General features: G+C 69.9%; 17 protein-coding genes. 7 read left to right on the forward strand and 10 right to left on the reverse strand.

Features of this window, described 5'->3' with window-relative positions:
* Positions 1-11: 11 nt before the first annotated feature.
* The 5 genes from E0H45_RS35265 (at position 12) to E0H45_RS35285 (ending at position 6080) form a co-directional block, all read left to right on the forward strand.
* Positions 12-2594 carry a winged helix-turn-helix domain-containing protein gene (locus E0H45_RS35265; protein WP_131345539.1) on the forward strand — a complete coding sequence of 861 codons (2583 nt, stop codon included), beginning with the start codon at positions 12-14 and terminating at the stop codon, positions 2592-2594.
* A 74-nt stretch (positions 2595-2668) separates the two neighbouring features.
* Positions 2669-3325, forward strand: coding sequence for a hypothetical protein (locus E0H45_RS35270; RefSeq protein WP_131345542.1), 657 nt, complete (start codon positions 2669-2671; stop codon positions 3323-3325).
* Positions 3322-3531 (forward strand): hypothetical protein, encoded by a 210-nt coding sequence (locus E0H45_RS35275; protein WP_131345545.1) that lies wholly within the window; start codon positions 3322-3324, stop codon positions 3529-3531. Before E0H45_RS35270 ends, E0H45_RS35275 begins: the two co-directional genes overlap by 4 nt.
* Before the next feature lie 346 nt (positions 3532-3877).
* Positions 3878-4930 (forward strand): glycosyltransferase family 2 protein, encoded by a 1053-nt coding sequence (locus E0H45_RS35280; protein WP_131345548.1) that lies wholly within the window; start codon positions 3878-3880, stop codon positions 4928-4930.
* Positions 4914-6080, forward strand: coding sequence for a hypothetical protein (locus E0H45_RS35285; protein WP_131346029.1), 1167 nt, complete (start codon positions 4914-4916; stop codon positions 6078-6080). The genes E0H45_RS35280 and E0H45_RS35285 overlap by 17 nt, the downstream gene beginning before the upstream one ends.
* On the opposite strand, the gene E0H45_RS35290 is transcribed toward E0H45_RS35285, so the two are convergent.
* A complete protein-coding gene (locus tag E0H45_RS35290) occupies positions 6051-6620 on the reverse strand; it encodes a TIGR03086 family metal-binding protein (protein WP_131345551.1) in 570 nt (189 codons plus the stop codon). The genes E0H45_RS35285 and E0H45_RS35290 overlap by 30 nt on opposite strands.
* A 170-nt stretch (positions 6621-6790) precedes the next feature.
* On the opposite strand from E0H45_RS35290, the gene E0H45_RS35295 reads away from it, so the two are divergent.
* The gene (locus E0H45_RS35295; RefSeq protein ID WP_131345554.1) at positions 6791-7759 is read left to right on the forward strand and encodes an aldo/keto reductase; all 969 of its coding nucleotides are present in this window, start codon (positions 6791-6793) and stop codon (positions 7757-7759) included.
* On the forward strand, positions 7756-8100 hold the full coding sequence (locus E0H45_RS35300) for a YciI family protein (protein ID WP_131345556.1): 345 nt from the start codon (positions 7756-7758) through the stop codon (positions 8098-8100). The genes E0H45_RS35295 and E0H45_RS35300 overlap by 4 nt, the downstream gene beginning before the upstream one ends.
* Here the strand turns inward: E0H45_RS35300 and E0H45_RS35305 are convergent.
* The 9 genes from E0H45_RS35305 to E0H45_RS35350 form a co-directional block, all read right to left on the reverse strand.
* Positions 8097-8528 carry a GNAT family N-acetyltransferase gene (locus tag E0H45_RS35305; RefSeq protein ID WP_131345559.1) on the reverse strand — a complete coding sequence of 144 codons (432 nt, stop codon included), beginning with the start codon at positions 8526-8528 and terminating at the stop codon, positions 8097-8099. The two genes, E0H45_RS35300 and E0H45_RS35305, sit on opposite strands and share 4 nt — an antisense overlap.
* A 40-nt stretch (positions 8529-8568) precedes the next feature.
* Positions 8569-8856: a hypothetical protein gene (locus E0H45_RS35310; RefSeq protein WP_131345561.1), complete on the reverse strand. Its 288-nt coding sequence runs from the start codon at positions 8854-8856 to the stop codon at positions 8569-8571.
* 11 nt (positions 8857-8867) lie between these two features.
* Positions 8868-10016 (reverse strand): VWA domain-containing protein, encoded by a 1149-nt coding sequence (locus tag E0H45_RS35315; RefSeq protein WP_131345564.1) that lies wholly within the window; start codon positions 10014-10016, stop codon positions 8868-8870.
* Entirely contained in the window at positions 10013-12181 is a 2169-nt protein-coding gene (locus tag E0H45_RS35320) for a DUF5682 family protein (RefSeq protein ID WP_131345567.1), read from the reverse strand. The genes E0H45_RS35315 and E0H45_RS35320 overlap by 4 nt, the downstream gene beginning before the upstream one ends.
* Positions 12178-13260, reverse strand: coding sequence for an ATP-binding protein (locus E0H45_RS35325; RefSeq protein WP_131345570.1), 1083 nt, complete (start codon positions 13258-13260; stop codon positions 12178-12180). Before E0H45_RS35325 ends, E0H45_RS35320 begins: the two co-directional genes overlap by 4 nt.
* 115 nt (positions 13261-13375) lie before the next feature.
* The gene (locus E0H45_RS35330; protein ID WP_131345573.1) at positions 13376-14779 is read right to left on the reverse strand and encodes a DUF5691 domain-containing protein; all 1404 of its coding nucleotides are present in this window, start codon (positions 14777-14779) and stop codon (positions 13376-13378) included.
* Entirely contained in the window at positions 14776-16074 is a 1299-nt protein-coding gene (locus tag E0H45_RS35335; protein ID WP_131345576.1) for an SWIM zinc finger family protein, read from the reverse strand. The genes E0H45_RS35330 and E0H45_RS35335 overlap by 4 nt, the downstream gene beginning before the upstream one ends.
* Positions 16075-16285: 211 nt before the next feature.
* On the reverse strand, positions 16286-18847 hold the full coding sequence (locus E0H45_RS43505) for an MFS transporter (RefSeq protein ID WP_238155525.1): 2562 nt from the start codon (positions 18845-18847) through the stop codon (positions 16286-16288).
* 285 nt (positions 18848-19132) lie between these two features.
* Complete coding sequence (locus E0H45_RS35350) at positions 19133-19984, reverse strand: LysR family transcriptional regulator (RefSeq protein WP_165546700.1); 852 nt, start codon at positions 19982-19984, stop codon at positions 19133-19135.
* Between the last annotated feature and the right edge of the window lie 82 nt (positions 19985-20066).

Genomic DNA, 20066 nt, shown 5'->3' on the forward strand with positions numbered 1-20066 from the left:
ATGATCCGTAGGTGCCGACCACCGTGCTCGCCACGAAGCTGTTCCCGCCGGCTCGGCGGTCCGGGCTGGTGGCGCGACCGTGGCTGGTGGAGCGGCTGGACAGCACGCTGGAGCCCGGTCATCGGCTCGCTCTGGTCTCCGCACCGGCCGGTTTCGGCAAGACGACCCTCGTCGCCGAGTGGGCAGCCGGTCACGAGCGGGTGGGCTGGCTGTCGCTCGACGACGGCGACAACGAGCTCCCCCGGTTCCTGGCGCACCTCTGGGCGGCCCTGCCTGGTATCCAGGTCGCGCCGCCCGCAGCCGACGTACCGACGACGGCCGCGCTGACTGCTCTCGTCAACGACTACGCCTCTCGGCCGGACACGCAGTCAGTGCTTGTGCTCGACGACTACCACGTGATCGAGGCGCTCGACGTACATGAGGCCGTGGCGTTTCTGCTCGATCATCTGCCGGATCAGCTGCACCTGGTGGTGGCGACGCGCGCGGATCCGCCGTTCCCGCTGGCTCGGCTGCGTGGTCGCGGGCAGTTGACGGAGATACGCGTCGACGACCTACGGTTCGCTGCGGCGGAAGCGGGTGCGTTTCTCAACGACGTCATGGGGCTGCAGTTGGCGGCGGACGACGTACTGGCGCTGGAGGGGCGGACCGAGGGCTGGGTCGCCGGGCTCCAGTTGGCTGCGCTCTCGTTGCGTGGCGTGTCCGAGGTTGCCGGGTTCATCGATGCTTTCACCGGCAGCCATCGGTTCGTCATCGACTATCTGGCCGACGAGGTGCTCGCGCGGCAGCCTGCTCCGGTGCGGGACTTCCTGCTCCGTACGGCGGTTCTCGATCGGCTCACCGGCTCCTTGTGCGATGCGGTCACCGGTCAGCGCGGCAGCGATCGGGTGCTGGACGAGCTGGATCGCGGCAACGTGTTCCTGGTCGCGCTGGACGCCGGTCGGACCTGGTACCGGTACCACCACCTGTTCCACGACGTACTGCGTGCGCGTCTGCTCGCTGAGCGCCCGGAGGAGCTGCCGCGGCTGCACCGGGCAGCGAGCGAGTGGTACGTCGAGCAGCAGATGGCTCCCGACGCTGTACGACACGCGTTGGCGGCCGGTGACCATGAGCGGGCCGCGTTCCTCATCGAGGAGGCATTGCCTGAGGCACGGCGTGCGCGGCAGGACTCGTTGCTCCTGAGCTGGATCCGGTCGCTGCCCGAGTCCGTCGTACGGCGGCGTCCGGTGCTCTGCATCACGGCGGCGTGGGCGTCGATGATGGCCGGCGAACTGGACCGCATGGCACGTTGGCTCGACGACGCGGAGGCTGCGCTGGCAGCCGGCGACCCGGCTGGGACCTGGGCGGACACCGAGGATCTGCGCACCGCGCCGGCCTTGATCTTGGTCTATCGGGCGGCGCTGGCGCAGGCGCGCGGTGATGTCGCCGCCACGGTTCTGTGCGCCGAGCGGGCGCTGGAACTGGCGGGGCCTGACGATCATTTCGTCCTGGGCGCCGCGGGTGGGTTCGTCGCGCTGGCCGCGTGGGCGGCGGGTGATGTCGAGCAGGCGTTGACGACGTTCGCGACGGCGGTTCGCAGCCTGCAGGCGTCGGGCAGTCTCACCGACGTGCAGGACAGTGCGGTGGTCATAGGCGATCTCTGGATGGCGGCGGGGCGACCGTCGCGGGCGAGGCAAACCTTTGAGCAGGCGCTGGCAGCGGCGACCCGCGACGGCGAGCCGTATCCGCGGGTCACGGCGGACCTGCACGTCGGGTTGGCCGAGCTGGACCGAGAACTGGACGACCTGGCCGGCGCGGAGGCACATCTCGAGACCTCGCGGACCCTCGCCGAGCACGGCTCGATCACCGAGAACCGGCACCGATGGTCCGTCGCGATGGCGCAGGTGCAGGTCGCGCGCGGCGACGTCGCGGCGGCCCTCCGGCTGCTCGACGACGCGGAGGGGCTGTACCGGCGCGGGACGTATCCCGAGATCCGACCGATCGCGGCGATGCGAGCGCGGGTCCATCTCGCGGCCGGGGATCTCGTCGCGGCCGGAGCGTGGGCGACTGGGATCTCTGACACGGTGTCGTACTTGCACGAGTACGAGCAGCTGACCCTTGCGCGGCTGCTGATTCATCGCGGTGACGACGTACTCGGACTGCTGGATCGGCTGCGCGGGGACGCCTCACGACGGGCAGGCAGCCTGCTGGAGATCGACGTACTGCGGGCGCTTGCGCTTCACGTGCGCGGCGAACGATCCGATGCGCTCGCTGCCCTGCGCCAAGCGCTCGCCGCGGCACCGGAGCCTGAGCGATACGTGCGCTTGTTTCTGGACGAAGGCGCTCCGATGCGCGCCCTGCTGCAGGACGCGGCCCCCGACGAACCCCTCGTACGCCGGCTCCTGAAGGCACCGACCGCGTTGCCGGACCCTCTGACCGAGCGGGAGCTCGACGTACTGCGGCTCCTCGACACCGAGCTCACCGGCCCGGAGATCGCGCGCCGGCTTTACGTCTCGTTGAACACCCTGCGCACGCACACGAAACGCATCTTCACCAAGCTCGGTGCGACCAACCGCTCCGGCGCCGTACGTCGTGCCCGCGAACGCGGCCTCCTCTAAGTCACCACATGTGGTGACGCCTACTCCCTACGTCGCGGCCTACGTTCCGATTACCACTAACGAGGGAGTCGGAAATGACTGTCACCGCAACCACACTGACCCGGGCCGCCGGCGCCGCCGCCGTCGCTGCCGGAGCGATCTTCATCGGGGTACAGATCGGGCACCCGCACGTCGACGTCAACTCGATCGTCACGACCGAGCTCGCCGTACGGAACACGCTGAAGCTGCTGATGGCGGCGCTGGCGCTGGTCGGGATCACCGGCCTGTACCTGAGTCAGATCCGCCGGAACGGCGTCCTCGGGCTCATCGGGTACGTCGTCCTCGCGTTCGGCTACCTGTTGATTGCCGGCACGACGTACGTGTCGGCGTTCGTCCTGCCGTCGATCGCGGGCACGAGCCCCGGGTATGTGCGTGACGTGGTCGAGGTGGCGACCGGCGGCCACGCGATCGGCGACATCGGGGCCCTCGGGACTGTCTTCAAGGTGCAGGGATTCGCCTACCTGGCCGGTGGCCTGCTGCTCGGGATCGCGCTCTTCCGCGCCCGTGTGCTGGCTCGCTGGGCGACGGTCCTGCTGGCCGTCGGCGGTCTCGTCTCCGCGGCGCTGACCGTGGCACCGGACTCGCTCTACCGCCTGCTGGCCTACCCGAACGGCATCGCGATGATCGCCCTCGGCTACTCGCTCTGGCGCACGACGACAGCGGTGCGGCAGCCAGTTGCGGTCCAGAGTTGACCGTCTACGAGGTCCGGGTCGCCGGGCGCATCGACCCGAGCTGGTCCGGCTGGTTCGCCGACTTCACCCTCACCCCAGAACCCGATGACACCACCACGCTCCGCGGCACGATCGCGGACCAGTCCGAGCTCCACGGCGTACTCGCCCGAATCCGCGACCTCGGCCTCCCCCTCATCTCCGTCACCCCCACCACCAGGCGGGACTGAGAACACCCCGCGGTCCCGGGAGACAGGTAATTGCCTGTCCCCAGCCGCCGGCCCTTGTTCCCAGACCACAGGCGGGCCGGTGACCGATAGTCTCGGGCGCCATGAGTCGGCGCGTGATCCGGATCGATCACATCGGCTCCACCGCCGTACCCGGGGAATCCGCGGTGTCCGACGCCTGAGTTGATTGGACTGGGAATACCCCGCGGGGTATGGGGACATGTAATTGCCTGTTTCCGGTCTCCGGCGGTTGTTCCGACACTCCGGCGGCGGGGGGCGGGGTGGCGGCTGGGAATGTCACACGCGGTGGATGGGCGGTTGGTGGTGGGGACCGATAGTCTCGGGCGCCATGAGCACGAGTGTCGCCATCGCGGTGATTACCTTCAGGCGACCTGCTCTGTTGCGGGGGTTGTTGACGAGTTTGCAGGCGCAGGAGCTGCCCTCGGACGGGGAGTACGCGATCCGGATCGTCGTGGTGGACAACGACGCGGAAGGGTCGGCCGCGCGGGTGCTGGAGGAGTTCGGGGACGGTACGCCGTACCCGATCGAGTCGGTCGTGGAACCGGAGCCGGGGATCCCCTTCGCGCGGGAGCGCTCCGTCGAGCTCTGCTGGAACGACGACGCGCTGATCTTCGTCGACGACGACGAGGTCGCCCCGGCCGGCTGGCTGGCGACGCTGCTCAAGGCGTGGGAGTCCACCGGCGCCGATGTCGTCACCGGCCCTGTGAAGGGCAATCTCCCGCCCGGCGCGCCGCCGTGGAACGCCTACAGCGACGTACACGACTCCACCGGCCGGCACACCACCGGCGAGGAGCTGCGCAAGGCGTACACGAACAACACGCTGGTCAGCCGCCGCGTCTACCACGCGGTCACGCCAGGCTTCCATCCCGCGTTCCGGTACACCGGCTCCAGCGACCTGCACTTCTTCCTCCGCGTGCACCGCGCCGGGTTCCGCATCGTCTGGTGCGAGGAGGCCTGCATCGCCGAGGAGGTCCCGGTCGGCCGCACCACGCTGCGCTGGCTGGTACGGCGTGCCTTCCGCTCGGGCAGCGGTGACACGATCAGCCGCCTGCTGATCCGCCCGGGCGCGGTCAGCTACGTCCTGGTGCTGGCCTATGCTTCGGCCCGGGTGATCTCGGCGATCGGGTTCGCCCTCGCCGGGCTGTTGCTCGGCCGGAAGACGCACCTGCTGAAGGCAGTCCGCCGGTTCTTCTCGGGCGTCGGTAGTCTCGCCGGGATAGTAGGGATCAACCATGACGAGTACCGGGAACGGCACGGTTCGGCCGACGGTGGCGGAGCTGTGCCGGGCGATCTGGACGGTGGAGCGGGACCTGGAGCTGCTCGAGTGGCAGATCCGGGGAGCGCACCCCTGGCCGATCATCCGGATGCGCGTCTTTCATGAGCTGACCCGCCGCACCGGCATCCACGGCGCGCCGCATCCGGTACGACGGACGCCGTACGACAAGGCCGCCCTGGTCGGGAAACACGTCGCCGGGGTCGTCACGCGCACCCCGTTCCCCGGCCGGTACGACGCGCTCGTCGTACCGCATCCGCGGAAACCGAACGGTGTCGAGATCTACACCGACGAGCTCCGCGCGGCGCTCGGCGACCGCGCCCTGATCCTGGACTCCGGGATCAACGGCACCCCGCTTCCGGGCAGCAAGAACCTGGACTTCTTCACGTCGGCCGCCGGCGCGGTCCATCGCCGTACCGCCGACGACCGCGGCATCGCGGCCGCGCTGGAGAAACTCACCGGTGTCCGGATCCCGATCGGCGCGCTGCTGGCCCGTGAGGTCCCGAAGCACCTGCGGCTCCGCGCCCTCTACCGCGCGCTCCTCAAGAAGCACCGGATCACGACGGTCTACCTGGTCGTCGCGTACTTCCACCAGCACATCGTTGGCGCAGCCCGCGATCTCGGGATCCGCGTCGTCGAACTGCAGCACGGCGCGATCAGCCCGTTCCACCTCGGGTACAGCTACCCGGGCCGGCCCGTGGTCGCGGATCAGCCGGACGAGCTGTGGTGTTTCGGGTCGTACTGGACCGATGTCGCGGACCTGCCCGCGGGGATGCGGACCGAGGTGATGGGCGCGCCGTTCCTGCCGCCGCCCGGCCCGAAGGAACCGCACCGGGTCGTCTTCTTGTCGCAGGGAACGGTCGGATCGGAGCTCGTCGAGGTCGCGGACGCGGTGGCCAAGGAGCACCCGGACCTGGAGATTCTCTACCGCTTGCACCCGAGCGAGCGCGCTGAGGACTACACGATTCCGGACGGCGTGGAGCTCTCGACCCGCGGCAGTACGCTCGATCTGCTCGCGACCGCGACGTACCAGGTCGGCGTCTCGACCACTGCACTGTTCGAGGGCATGGCACTCGGCTGCCGTACGGCGGTCGCGAACCTCCCGGGGCACGAGTACCTCGACCCGGCGATCGCCAAGGGTCACGCGCTCCTGATGTCTCGTCCCGGACAACTCACCGAGGCACCGCTCTGCGACGACCCGAGCAGCTACTACGCGCCGAGCAGCCTGTCACGGCTCGCGGCCGAGCAACCCGAGTAAGCGGTCCTGCAGCGGCGCGTCCGGCTCGACCGGTACTTCGGCGCCGTACACCTCGATGCCCTCGCCGAAGGCGCCGGGCGTCCGGTACTTCGTCATCAGCTCCGGCGGAATCGCGACCGCGATCTCCCAGAGCCGCTCGACGTCGGCCGGGTCCATCGTCTCGTCCTGATCGGTGGCGCGCGCCAGGTCCCAGCCGTGCAGGACGAGGTCGTCGGACACCACCTGGTCGATGTGCTGCTCGGTGGTCAGCCGCCCGGCCGGGGTGTCGGTCTCGGTCAGCGCGGCCACCGGGTCGTCCAGTACGTCCTCGATCGCGGCCCGTGCCTCCTGGAACGCGGTCAGCGGGTCGTCCGCCGGCTCCAGCTTCCGCGCGACCGGCGTCAGCATCACCGCGTGCATCGTGACGACGTGATCGACCACGTCTCGCGCGGTCCACTTCGCGCACGGTGACTGGTTCCCCCACTGCTCGGGGTGCACCGCCGCAACCTTCCGCTCGAAGGCCTCGGCCCGCCGACGGTACCGCTCCGCGATCTCACCCATCCCCGCATAGTCCCGCGCCCACAGCCATCGAGGGAAGGGTCCACCCTGCGTCGGCGGTGTTGCGGACGGCCATGCAGGCAGAAGTCGGGTCAACGGGCCGAATCGGGCCCGGAACCGGACTTCTGGCGGCGTGGCGGTTCCTGTCGGTGCAGGCTCCTAGCGTTGGGCGCATGCGGACGGTGGAGTTGGGGCGGACGGGGTTGCGGGTCAGTGAGTTGGGGCTGGGGCTTGCTTCGGTCGGGGGGATGTTCGCGGCCGTGCCGGAGCGGCAGGCGGTCGCGACGATCGATCGGGCCTGGGAGTTGGGCGTGCGGTTGTTCGACACCGCGCCGGTGTACGGGTACGGCCTGTCGGAGCAGCGGGCCGGGCTGGCGTTGCGGGGGCGGCCGCGGGACGAGTTCGTGCTGAGCACCAAGGTGGGGCGGTTGATCGAGCCGGGCGGGCCGGATCTGCAGCCGATCTGGGCCGAGCCGCCGGCCGGGGTGGGGCCGCGGCTGGACTATTCGTACGGCGCGACGATCCGGTCGTTCGAGGCGAGTCTGGAGCGGATGGGGATCGACCGGATCGACGTCCTGCACATCCACGATCCGGAACTGGACTTCCTCACCGCGTCCACCGAGGCGTTCCGCGCCCTCGTCGAGCTACGCGGCCGGGGCACGATCCGAGCCATCTCACTCGGCGTCAACCACACCGACGTAGCCGCCCGCTTCCTCCGCGAAAGCGCGGTTGATGTCAGGGGTGTGGAGGGGCCGGACGTCATCTTGCTGGCGGGGCGTTACAGCTTGCTGGATCAGTCGGGGGCGGATGAGTTGTTGCCGTTGTGCGAGAAGCTGGGGGTGGCTGTGATCGCGGCGGGGGTGTTTCACGGTGGGGTGCTGGCCGACACCGCGGACGGGGCACCGCACGGGTACGAGCGAGTCCCGCGGGACGTGCTGCGGCGGATCGACGTACTGCGGGAGCTCTGCAGCGCGTACGGCGTACCGCTGCTGGCTGCTGCGGTGCAGTTCCCGTTGACGCATCCCGCCGTACCGGCCGTGGTGGTGGGGGCGCGCAGCCCGCGGGAGATCGCCGAGGTCGCGGCGTGGCACGAATATGAGGTGCCGGAAGCGTTCTGGACCGCATTAAGGTCAGCGCTATGAGGTACATGCTGCTGCACAAGACCAACGACAGCCTGGAGGCCGGGAACCCGCCGGACCCGGACATCCTCGAGCGGGCGGACGCCGTACTCGAGGAGATGCGTCAGGCCGGGGTGCTGGTGCTCGGCGAGGGCCTGATGCCGAGCTCCCGTGGCGCCCGGGTGACGTTCCCTGCACCCGGCCAGCCGCGGGTGATCGACGGGCCGTTCGCCGAGACCAAGGAACTCGTCGCGGGCGTCTCGATCATCCGCGTCGACACCAAGGAGGAAGCCGTCCAATGGGCCCTCCGCTTCGCCGAGGCCGACCCGTACACCGAGATCGACATCCTGGAGGTCGCGGGCTAAAGCGTCAGGTGCAGGATCGGGTACGGCCTGCCGGTTGAATCCAGAGCACTTCGCGACACCAGCCGGAAGCCGTGGTGCTCGTAGAAACCCACGGCCTGCGGGTTCTGCTCGTTGACGTCGACCGAGGTGGCAGCGAAGTGCGCGAACGCGTGCTTGAGCAACAGGCTGCCGCCGCCGCGCCCGCGGTACGCCGGATCGAGGAACAGCATCTCGACGTTCCCGTCCGCCACCCCGATGAACCCGATCAGCAGCCCGTCGTCACCGCGCAACCCGGCCAACTGCGCGATCTCCGGGAACGACGCCCGTACCAACGGTCGGAACACGTCGAGATCCACCTCGGTCACGAACGAATGCGTCGCCCGGACCGACGCCTCCCACAACTCGGCCGCCCGGTCGTACTCGTCCGGCCGGACGTCGCTGATCTCCATCCCGCCACCGTCGCACCGGAGCCCGCGGCTGTCAGGCGAATTACGGTGCGCTGACGCCTTCCTCTGCGGTGACGAGCGAGTCGATTGCCGCGAAGAAGCGGGCTATGCCGGGCAGGTTGGCGCCCTTCTCGCGAGATGCGGCGAAGTCCGCAGGGGTCGCCCAGTCGACGATGTCCAGCCACTCGTTGTCCGGGAGCTGCACCAGCCGTGCACCGAGGAAGCCGGCCCGATCCGCCTCGAAGTCCTTCAGCATGTCGGCGCGCGCCGCGAGCAGCTCCTCCGAGCGCGACGGCAGCACACGGAAACGGGTCAGTTCGACTGTCGACATCGACGTACCTCTCAGGTGATGTTGGTTGCTGCCCAGCCGCCGATGTCCTCGCGGCGGATGGCAGCGGCCATCAGGTCAGGGAACTTGTCCGGTGTGCAGGCGAACGTCGGTACGCCGAGCTCGGCCAGCGCGGCCGCGTTCTCGGCGTCGTACGACGGCGTACCCGAGTCCGCGAGCGCCAGCAGAGCAATCACTTGTACGCCGGACTCCACCAAAGAACGCGCCCGACGCAACATCTCTTCCCGGACCCCGCCCTCGTACAGATCGGAGATCAGCACGAGCACGGTCTCGGCCGGTTTCGTGACCAGCTCCTCGCAGTACGCGAGCGCCCGGTTGATGTCCGTCCCGCCGCCCAGCTGCGTCCCGAACAGTACGTCGACCGGATCCTCGAGCTGATCGGTCAGATCCACCACCGCGGTGTCGAACACGACCAGCGAGGTCCGCAGCGTCCGGATCGATCCGAGCACCGCACCGAACAGCGAGGCGTAGACAACGGACTCGGCCATCGACCCGGACTGGTCGATCGCCAGCACGATGTCCCGCTGCACGCTGTGGTTCCGCCGCGCGTACCCGACCAGCCGGTCCGGCACGATCGTCCCGAGCGTCGGCGAGAAATGCTTGAGGTTCGCCCGGATCGTCCGGTCCCAGTCGATGTCCGAATGCCGCGGCCGCGCGGTCCGCCCGGCCCGATCGAGCGCACCGGTCACCGCCGCCCGCGTTCGCTCGGCGAGCCGCGCCTCGAGCTCGGCCACGACCCGGCCGACCACGTCCCGCGCGGTCTGCTTGGTCTCCTCGGGCATCACCTCGTTGAGCGCGAGCAACGTGGACACCAGATGTACGTCGGGCTCGACCGCGCCCAGCAACTCCGGCTCCATCAGCATCCGCGTGATCCCGAGCCGCTCGACCGCGTCCCGCTGCATCACCTGGACGACGGTGCTCGGGAAGTACTGCCGGATGTCGCCCAACCACCGAGCCACCCGAGGCGCCGACGCACCCAACCCGGCCGACCGTTGCGTACCCGACTCCCCCTCCGCGGCGTCGTACAACGCGGCCAACGCCGCATCGACGGACCGGTCCTCGGCCGACAACGTCGTACCGGTCTCCTCCTCGGCCTCACCGCCCAGCACAAGCCGCCAGCGGCGCAGACGCTCGTCACTCATGAGACCCCCAGCAACTGCGCGACCACCGGCAACGCGGTCGCCGCCAACTCGGCATCCAGCTCGTTGCCATCAGCAACAACCACAGCACCAGGATCTGCAAGGACCCGGGCCCGTGCGCCGATCGAGCGTCGCTCAGGTGCCGCGAACGTACCGAACGTACGGCGCAGCAACGGCAGCACCTCGACGAACGCGTCGTCCGGGATCGCCGCCAACCACCCGTCCACCATCGCCAGCAACCGCTCGTCGTGCACGAGCAACAACCCGCCACCAGCCAAGAAGCCCTCGACGTACCCGGCCGCGTCCGCCGTCGCCGTACCAGGTGACAGCGAACGCCCGAGCCGCAGCGCGACCTCGTGATCCGGCAACCGCGACGTGTCCAGCATCAACCGGGTCAACCGGCCCCGGATCAACGGCGGCACCGACGCCCGATCGCTCAACCCCTGCAGGGTGTTCAGCCACTCCGACCGCACGTCCTCAGCCAGCAGTACCGTCGCGTCCTGCACCCCGTCGATCAGTTCTTGTACGGCGGCAGCCGCATCCGGATCCAGCCCGTGAACGGTCCGCGCGAGACCCGCGCACACCCGCGACACCATCCGCCCTGCGACCGCGGCCAACCCGGCCGTGTCGGTGCCGCGTACGTCGCCGTACCGCGAGGCTCGTGCGAGCGCGGGCAGTGCCGCCATCAGATGCCCGACATCGGCGTCGGCTGCCGCGCGGGTGTCGATACCTTGAACCAGCGGCGGCAGCGCCTCCGCGAGGTCGGCGAGGAGCGATTTCTCCAACGCAGCCGTGACATCGGCCAGCGTCGGCGAGTCCGCGGCCTTCAGCATCACGGACGTCGCGGCGCCGAGCACCGTCGTACCGTGAGCGCCGGCGGCCACCAGTTCGACCTCGAGCCCGGGATCCCAGGCCAGCCGCCACATCTCCCGGAACGTGCCCTGCGCCCGCCGCTCGTCGGCGGCCGGCACGCCCCAGTGGACCCCGAGAATCCGCAACCGGTGCAGGAGTCTGGACTTCTCCAGGTCGTTCGCCTTCCGCAGGTCGAGCTCGATCACCCGCTCGGCCGCATCCCGCTTCATCCGCAACCGGCGCGCGTGCGCGGCCAGATCCGCCGCCACCGGCGCCTGCGGTGTCTCCCCCGGCACCGACCCGAGCAGCTCGCCGACAACCGCTTCGCGCGTCACAAGGTCCAGCAGTACGTCGTTCCCGCCGCAGAGCACTGCCCGCGTCGCCTCGGTCACCTCGCTCAACCCGGCGAGCGGACGTTCACGCAACGCCGCCAGCGTGTCCGCGAGCCGCACCGCCTCGATCACGTGCGCGCTGGACACCGGCAGGTCCTCGTTGCGCAGTACTCGCGCCACCTTGGAGAGCCAACGGGTCGTGATCTGGTCCGGCGCGGTGAACAGGTGGTGGTACCAACCAGGTGACGTGATGCCGGCGCCGTACCCGCTGACCGCCGCCAGCCGGCTGTGCGTCCACGGCACCCAGGTGCAGGCGACCTTGCGCTTCGGCAGGCCTTTCAGGATCCGCGCGTCATGCGTTGCTGGCGGCAACGGTAGTTCCAAAGCAGGCACGTGCCAGGCTCCGCAGACCACGGCGATCCGCTCGAATCCTTCACGAATCGCCTTACGCAGAACGGTTCGCATGTAGGCCTCGCGTTGCGCTTCGCGGCCAACCGCTTCCTCGCCGTGCCGCAGCTCGCGCATCGCGTCGGCGATCACGGTGAACGGTTCGGCACCACCGCGCCGCGACTCGATCACGTCATCCCACCAGCGCTCGGGATCGTCGTACCCGCCCGCCTCGGCCAGCGTCTTGAGCGGATCCATCGACACCGACCGCCCGCCCGAGGAGCCGAACTGCTGTGCGGCCGGAAGATCGCAGAACCGCACCGGCACCCCGGCGGCCAGCCCGTACCTGATCGCCTGCCACTCCGGGCTGAACACCGCGAACGGCCAGAACGCCGCCCGCGTCGAGTCGTCGACCGCGTACGCGAGCAGCGCCACCGGCGGATCCATTTCCTCCGAGGCCGCCAGTTCGACGATCTTGTCGGCCTCCGGCGGCCCCTCGATCAGGACGACATCAGGGCGGAGCTCGACCAGCGCGGTCGCCACCGCCCGCGCCGACCCCGGCCCGTGATGCCGGATCCCGAGCAGGTGAACGGTCATCCGGAAATCTCTCGGCAGGCTCGGTAGAACGGCGCCCAGTCGTCGCGTTCACGGACGACGGTTTCGAGGTACTCCGACCACACGACGCGGTCCGCGGACGGGTCCTTGACGACCGCGCCGAGGATGCCGCCGGCCACGTCCGTCGGACGCAGTACGCCGTCGCCGAAGTGCGCCGCGAGCGCGAGACCGCCGGTGACGACGCTGATCGCCTCGGCGGTGGAGAGTGTGCCGGACGGCGACTTGACCGCCGTACGGCCGTCCTCGGTCCGGCCGGAGCGGAGCTCGCGGAAGATCGTCACCACGCGGCGGATCTCCTCCAGCGCATCGTCCGGCTGCGGCAGCTCGAGCGCCGATCCCAGCTGCGACACTCGGCGCGAGACGATCTCCACCTCGTCCTCGGCGGAATCGGGCAGCGGCAGTACGACGGTGTTGAAGCGCCGGCGGAGCGCGCTGGACAGTTCGTTGACGCCCTTGTCGCGATCGTTGGCGGTGGCAATGACGTTGAATCCCTTACGGGCCTGGATCTCCATGGCCAGCTCGGCGATCGGCAGCGCCTTCTCGGACAGGATCGTGATCAGCGCGTCCTGGACGTCGGACGGCATCCGGGTCAGCTCCTCGATCCGGGCGATCTTCGCCTCGGCCATCGCGCGCTGCACCGGGCTCGGCACGAGCGCCGCCTCACTGGGGCCTTGGGCAATCAACTGGGCATAGTTCCAGCCGTACCGGATCGCTTCCTCCGCGGTGCCCGCCGTGCCTTGGACGAGCAGCGTCGAGTCGCCGCTGATCGCGGCCGCGAGGTGCTCGCTGACCCACGTCTTCGCCGTGCCCGGTACACCGAGCAGCAGCAGCGCCCGGTCCGTCGCGAGGGTGGCGACCGCGACCTCGACCAGCCGGCGCGGGCCGACGTACTTCGGTGAGATCTCGGTGTCACCGGCCTGCCCACCGAGCAGGTACGTGACGACGGCGCTCGGGGACATCAGCCAGGCCGGCGGTCGCGGCTTGTCGTCCGTTGCGCGCAGCGCCTGCAGTTCGTCGGCGTACTCGACCTCCGCGTGCGGGCGCAGTACTTCGCCGGTCATGGGGCCTCCTGGCCTGGACTGAGGAGCGTAGGGAGCGGAGCGACCGGAGCGACGAGGGAAGGCCAGGAGTCACAGCCCCATGACCCGCCGCGCCGGAGGCGTGGCATCAGTACTTTCATGTGAGCTCCTCGTACATTTCGCGGCGGAAGGTCAGGGTTTCGACGAGGCGGCGGCGCCAGGTGTCTTCCTCGCCGGTGGGTTCGCGGGTGATCGGGTGGTCGAGTACGTCGGGCGGCGCGGCCCGGGCGGCGATGCTGGCGAGGCGGGCCCAGGCACGGTTGGTGCCGACCTTGGCGAGCTGGTCGAGGATCATGCTCGCGAGCGGAGCGGGCCACGGCACCGGCAACCCACCGACCAGCTCGGCAACATCGACGTTCTTCCGCAGTACGTCGACCGCGCTCGCCCACTCCTCCGCGGGCAACAACCGCAACAACTCGGCCGGACCACGGCTGCCGGTATTCGATCCGGCCTGCAGGATCGCCCGGGACCACTCGACTGAGCTCTCGCGAATGGCGGCCTCGGTCCAGGCGGACTGCAGTACCTCGGCGGCACACCCCTCGACGGGCGTCTGGAGCCAGGTGAGGTCCATCGCCTGCAAGGGCGTGTTGGCGACGATCTGATGGAACCACCACGCGCGTTTGCCGACACCTTCCGGGTTCTGCGAGTCGAGCCCGTCGCGCTCCATCGACTGGGTGAGACTGCGCGGAAGGTCGACGGCGAGCACGCCTTGGCTGGGCAGGAGGTGCGCGTGCAGGCGTTCCGTCATGCGTACGCCGTACTGCGATCCCGGCAACCGGGCGAGCAGCCGCGCGGCCACCCGCCGTACCTCACGGGAACGGTCGTCGAGCGCGGACTCCAGGAACTCCTCGTCCGCCTGCGCGAGGTTGTCCGTGAGAAGCCCGAGGAAATCGGCCCGGATGGCAGCCGACTCGGTCGGCCAGACCTCTTTGAGCGCGTCGCGTGCGGCGGCGGGATCTTGGGCGCGGGCGGCGCGCAACCAGGTACGTCGTTGGATCGCATTGCCGTGCGTCCACAACTCCGGGTCGTTGCGCTCAGCAACCGCTGCGTGCAGGAATCGCCACTCGGGGTTGAGATCCGCGAGCCAGCGCGCACGACGACCGGCAGCGGCGATGACAAGCGGACGGTACTCCGCACGATTGCGCGCGTAGTCCGCCAACGCCGGCAAGTGCTCGGGCGGAACGCCCCAGCCGTGTGCGTCCGCCGTACGCAACCACTCACCCAGTGCGGACGTCTGGAACCCGCCCAGCATCGCGGCTAGCCGCCGAACCGCTCCTGACCGCGGCAACGGCCGATCCTCACCAGGAGCGGCCGGAAGCGGCTCGAGATCGTGCAGCGGCTTGCGTCCGGCTCGCTTGTACACGGTCGCCAGCGCAGCAGCGTCGAGCAGGTTGCCGTCGCCGAGGCGCTCCTGGATGTGCTCGGGCAGTTCGTCGAAGTGCGGCGGGCGCCGATCGGTGCCGAGCAACGCCGAACTGACCAGCCCGTCCCAGCCCTTCACAAGATCACCGGCCGATCGCCGTGCCAGCAGGTCATCGGGCGGAGGCCGGCGCGGTTCCACTCACCGGCGACGGTGAGCGGCTCGCCTGCCGAGACCGCGAGCAGCTTCAACGCATCCCATCCCGGAACGATCTCCAGTCCGTCGCCGGCCTCATCCACCAGCGCCCAGCCGTCGCCGTGCCGTGCGGGTCGTACGTCCTGCAGCACCAGCGGCCAGCGTTCGTTCCACGGGTCGGCCGCGAGCGATTCGACGTACGACGCCAACGCCTCGCGGACCGTGAGTCCGGCGGGACGTGGTGCGGGCAGGCGCGGATCGGTCTGAGTCAGGAGGGCGCGCATCGGAAGAGCGCCCGGATAGAACGACAGCGCGCCGGGGACGTACTCACCGGGGCGAGCCGGGAGCGGGTCCAACGGGCGTCCGGCGGCCGCGAACGTGAGGATCAGCCCGATCCGGCCAGTCGTTGCCCCGCGCAACCACACGCGGCGGACCGTGAGACGGTCGTCCGGCTCGATCACGCGGCCGAGCACGAGCCAGTCGTCCTCAACCTTCTCGCCTTCCTCACGTACGCGGGCCGTCTCGGTGGTCCAGCCGATCCGGCTCTGCACCGTGTCGGCGAGCGAGGGCGGGAGCTCCGCGAGACGACCGTGCGCCGCGACGACCAGGTGGACGAGGGACAGCTCCTCGAGCAGTTCACCCGGCCAGCCGTGACCACGTCCGACCACACCCGCTGCCCGACGTACCGCTCCTGCCACTCCCGGCGCCTGTGCGTCGACCATCCGTGCGGCGAGGCGGCTCAGCTCGGTGTACGCCCGCTGATCGAACCCACCAAGCCCCTGCCGCACCTGGTCGTCCAGCCACCCGGCCAACTCCGCCAAACCCGCCGACACCCGATCCGCGCGCCGGGCAGCCCGCTCCTGCGCCGCAATCGGATCGGCCACCTCCCCGGGCTTCCGCTCCGGCCGCTCAGCCCGCTCGGCCCGCTGGTCGACCCAGCTCTGCACCCAGTCCGGCTCGTCTCCTGGTGCAACCTCGTGCTTCGCCCAGAGCAACAGCAGGCCGAGCGCGTGCTTGCACGGAAACTTCCGCGACGGACAGGAACACTTGTACGCCGGGCCGCTGAGATCCACGACTGTCTGGTACGGCTGCTTCCCACTGCCCTGGCACAAGCCCCAGACCGCACGCTCCGTCGCCCCGGCAGCCGACCACTTCTCCCCCCGAGCCAGCCCCTGCCCAGCCTTCGCGGACGCAGGATCAGGCGCCAGCCCCACCACCTGCTCCACGTCCCACAACCCCACACCACTCCTTCACCATGCCCTACCCGAAGCATGCCACCCCCCACCGACACCCGACCCCCTACCACCCCGACACTGAGTCGCACCGTCCCAACCGCCGCATTTGCCTGGTCCACCCACGAGATCCGGGGTTCCGGACCCTGAACGTGGGTGTGGAACCCCGCATTTGGTGGGTCAGCCAGGCAAATTTGTGGGTCTGCCAGGCAAATGGGGATCAGCCGAAGGGTTGGCGGTTGTGGAGTTCCTCGGGGTAGCCGTTGCCGGAGGCGGCTGGTGGTGTCGCGTCGTGGGTGGATGGTGCGTGAGTGGGCGGGTGGACGTGATGCCCGGATGCGTGGGCGGGTCGGGCGGTTTCGTGCACCGATGCAGCGGCGGGTGCGGCGGTGGGTGGGGCGGGGGCTGCGGTGGGTGGGGCGGTGGGTGGGGCGGTTTCGTGGGTGGGTGGGGTGCTGGGTGGGGGTGGGGTGGTGGAGAGGGTGTTGCGGACTGTGGTTAGGAGGCGGTGTTCTACGGCTTCTAGTTCGGTGATGCGGGTGCGGAGTTGCTGTTCTTCGGCGCGGGCTTCTGCGAGGAGCTGGTCTGCCTCGGCCTGGGCTGTTTCGCGGAGGTGGTCGGCTTCGGTGCGGGCGGTTTCGCGGAGGTGGTCGGCGGTGCGTTGGCTGGCGCTGAGGACGCTCAGCTCGTACCGGCGGAGTTCGTCGACGAGTTCGCCTGCGGGGCGCTGGGCGTCGAGGATTGCCGCGGCCGGGTGCGGGATGGCCGCGTCCGGAAGGGTGCTCTCCAGGTCGGCGATCTGCTGGTCCACGCGGGTGAACAGGTCCGCGACGTCGGTCCGCATCTGGCGGATCGTGTTCGCGGCGGCCTGCACCCGTTCGCTGGCCTCCCGCTCACGTTCACGCGCCGTACGCTCCGCCGACGTGATCACGTCAAGCGCAACCACCGCAGCCCGCTCAGCCGGGTCGTCCGCCGTCTCCCGGTACGACGCCGCACCCGAACCGGTCGCCCCGTCACCCGCCGCACCACCCGCGCCCGCACCGTCCGCCGCGACACCGGCGGCACCGGTCGCACCGGTCGCACCGGTCGCACCGGTCGCACCGTCCGTCGCGTCGTCGCGTGTGCCGTCGGTGGACGGGCGGATTGCGACGGTTTGGCGGAGGGGGACTTCGTGGATGAACAGGACTGCTAGGAAGCTCACCGCGGCGGCGCCGGCGGCGATCAGGAAGATGCGGCCGGTTGCGTCGCCGTACGCGTGCCGCACGATCTCCTGGATCGGCCCCGGCAGCGCGTTCACGTCCAGCAGGCTCCCCGAACCACCCTGCGCCGCAGCAGCCGCACCCGGACCGAGCTCGCGCAGGTGCTCAGTAATCAGGTTGGTCACCCGCGTCGCCAGGATCGCCCCCAGCACCGACACGCCAACCGCACCACCAAGGCTCCGGAAGAACGTGACCGACGCACCGGCGGCCCCGACCTCGCTGACGTCGACGGTGTTCTGCACCGCGAGCACCAGGTTCTGCATCGTCATGCCCATCCCGATGCCCATGGCAAGCATCCCGAGCCCGACATACCAGTACGGCGACGTGTGGTCGATCGTCCCGAGCAGCCCGAGCCCCGCGGTCAGGAACAACGCGCCGATCACCAGGTACCGCTTCCACTTCCCGAACCGGGTGATCAACTGCCCCGATCCGACCGATCCCAGGAACGACCCGAACATCATCGGGATCGTCAGCAACCCGGCCTCGGTGGCGCTGTACCCGCGGGCCACCTGGAAGTACTGCCCCAGGAACACAGCGCTCCCGAACATCCCCATCCCGACCGCCACACTCGCGAGGATCGCCAGCGCCGTCGTCCGTTCCCGTACGACGCGCATCGGCACGAGCGGCTCGGCCGCGTGCGTCTCGACCACCACGGCCAGGATCGCGAGTACCGCCGTACCGCCCAGGTAGGCACCGGTCTGCCACGACCACCACGGGAAGTGCTCGCCCGCGAACGAGACCCAGATCAGCGGCAGGCTGGCCGCGCCCGCGATCAGCAGCGCGCCGAGGTAGTCCATCTTGACCTTGCGCTTCACCACCGGCAGGTGCAGGAACCGCTGCAGGACGATCAGCGACAGTACGGCGAGCGGCACGCACACGTAGAAGCACCACCGCCACCCGAGCCACGAGGTGTCGACGATCACGCCGCCGACCAACGGGCCGCTGACGGTCGCGAGCGCCATCACGGCACCCATGTACCCGGAGTACCGGCCCCTCGACCGCGGCGGGATCGCGGCGCCGATGATCGCCTGCGCGAGCGCCATCAGCCCGCCCATCGCGATCCCCTGCAGAACCCGCGATCCGATCAGGAACGGCACGTTGTGCGAGGCGCCGGCCAGCACCGAGCCGGTCACGAACATGACGATCGCGAGTTGCACGAGCAGCTTCTTGCTCATCAGGTCGGACAGCTTGCCCCACACCGGCGTGGACACGGTCATCGCGAGCAGGCTGGCGGTGACCACCCAGGTGTACTGCGTCTGGGTGCCTTCGAGGTCCGCGATGATCGTCGGCAGCGCGTTGCTGACGATCGTCGAGCTGAGGACCGCGGTGAACAGCGCGGCGAGCAGCCCGGCGAGGATCTCCAGGATCTCGCGGTGGGTGAGCTCGGGGTCTCCGGCCGGTGGGGTGGGCGGCGGCGGTGTGGACGGCGCAGGGTCGGGGTCACCGGCGGCGTACCGCGAGCGATACCGAGGTGGTGTGGAGCCGGCGGCAGGTGTGGCCGGCGAGGCCTGGGTGGCAGACATCAGCTTCCGTTTCGTACGGCGGGAACGCGACGACCGGAGCAGCGGCGTGTGCTGCTCCGAGGCGGAAACGGCCGGCGATGCCCTCACCCGACCTGGCTATTTGGTTGCAACTACCAACTTTAATCCCGCACCGTCAGCAACCGTTCACCGGGAGCCATCAAACGCCGGTTCGGCGCATTATGAGACGGACCCTCCTCGGAACGCGATTTCCAACGTACGATCCGGTGCTTGTTGAGTAATCAACACCCGGCCTCCGGCGGAGCTGTCAGGGCCCGCCGGAGGTCCTCACGAGAAGGCGGCCACCAGTACGTCGACGCACTCGGCGGTCGGCCCCGGTCCGACGACGAGTTGCCCCGGGGCGCTCAGCGGCGACGCGAACGGCCCCATCCACAGCGCGCCCTCGGCGGCCTCACAGGCCGTGCCGTAGACGACGGTCCACGCAGGCGACCCAGTCGACATCTCGACGATCGCGGCCTCGAGATCATCCGCCGGCCGGCCCATCCGCGGCTCGAAACCGGCTGCCCGACAGGCGGCAGTCACCTCATCGCGCAACCACTGGTCGGACGGCAGCCGGAGCGGCAGGTCCGCCAGATCGACCAGCTTGACGCCGTCGTCGCAGCGGTACGACGCCGGCGCCAGGACGGACAGCGGATCGCGCCAGAGCTCGATCACCCGCAGATCGGCGGCGGCCACGTCACCACGCACGAACGCGAAGTCCAGCTCACCGGCCCGCAACGCCGTGAGGTAGTCGGCGGTGGAGCCCGAGGTGAGTCTGAGGTCGAGATCCGGCGTCTCGGCTCGCAGCGCCGCGAGGCCACGCTCCAGCCGGTCCCGGAGCCCCGGCGCCGTGCCGATCCGCAGTACGCCGGAACGCCCGGAGGCAAGCTCCGCGGCCACCTCACCAGCCCGATCCGCAGCGGACAGGACCGCGCGTGCCTCACGCAGCATCCGCTCCCCGTCGCCGGTCAGGCGGACGTGCCGAGAGGACCGGTCGAGGAGCTGCAGACCGAGTTCGCGCTCGAGCCGGGCGACCTGCTGGCTGACGGCCGGCTGCACGATGTTGAGCCGCTCGGCGGCCCGGCCGAAGTGCAGTTCCTCGGCGACGGTCACGAAGTACCGCAGCTGCCGCAGCTCCATCGGACACCTCCGGCGATCACGATCCCTTATCGCTGCACAGCGTAACTGCGTCTGGGTCGGCGGCCTCCGGAACCGTTGACTG

It is taken from the genome of Kribbella soli (assembly GCF_004331345.1).
Taxonomy (GTDB): Bacteria; Actinomycetota; Actinomycetes; order Propionibacteriales; family Kribbellaceae; genus Kribbella; species Kribbella soli.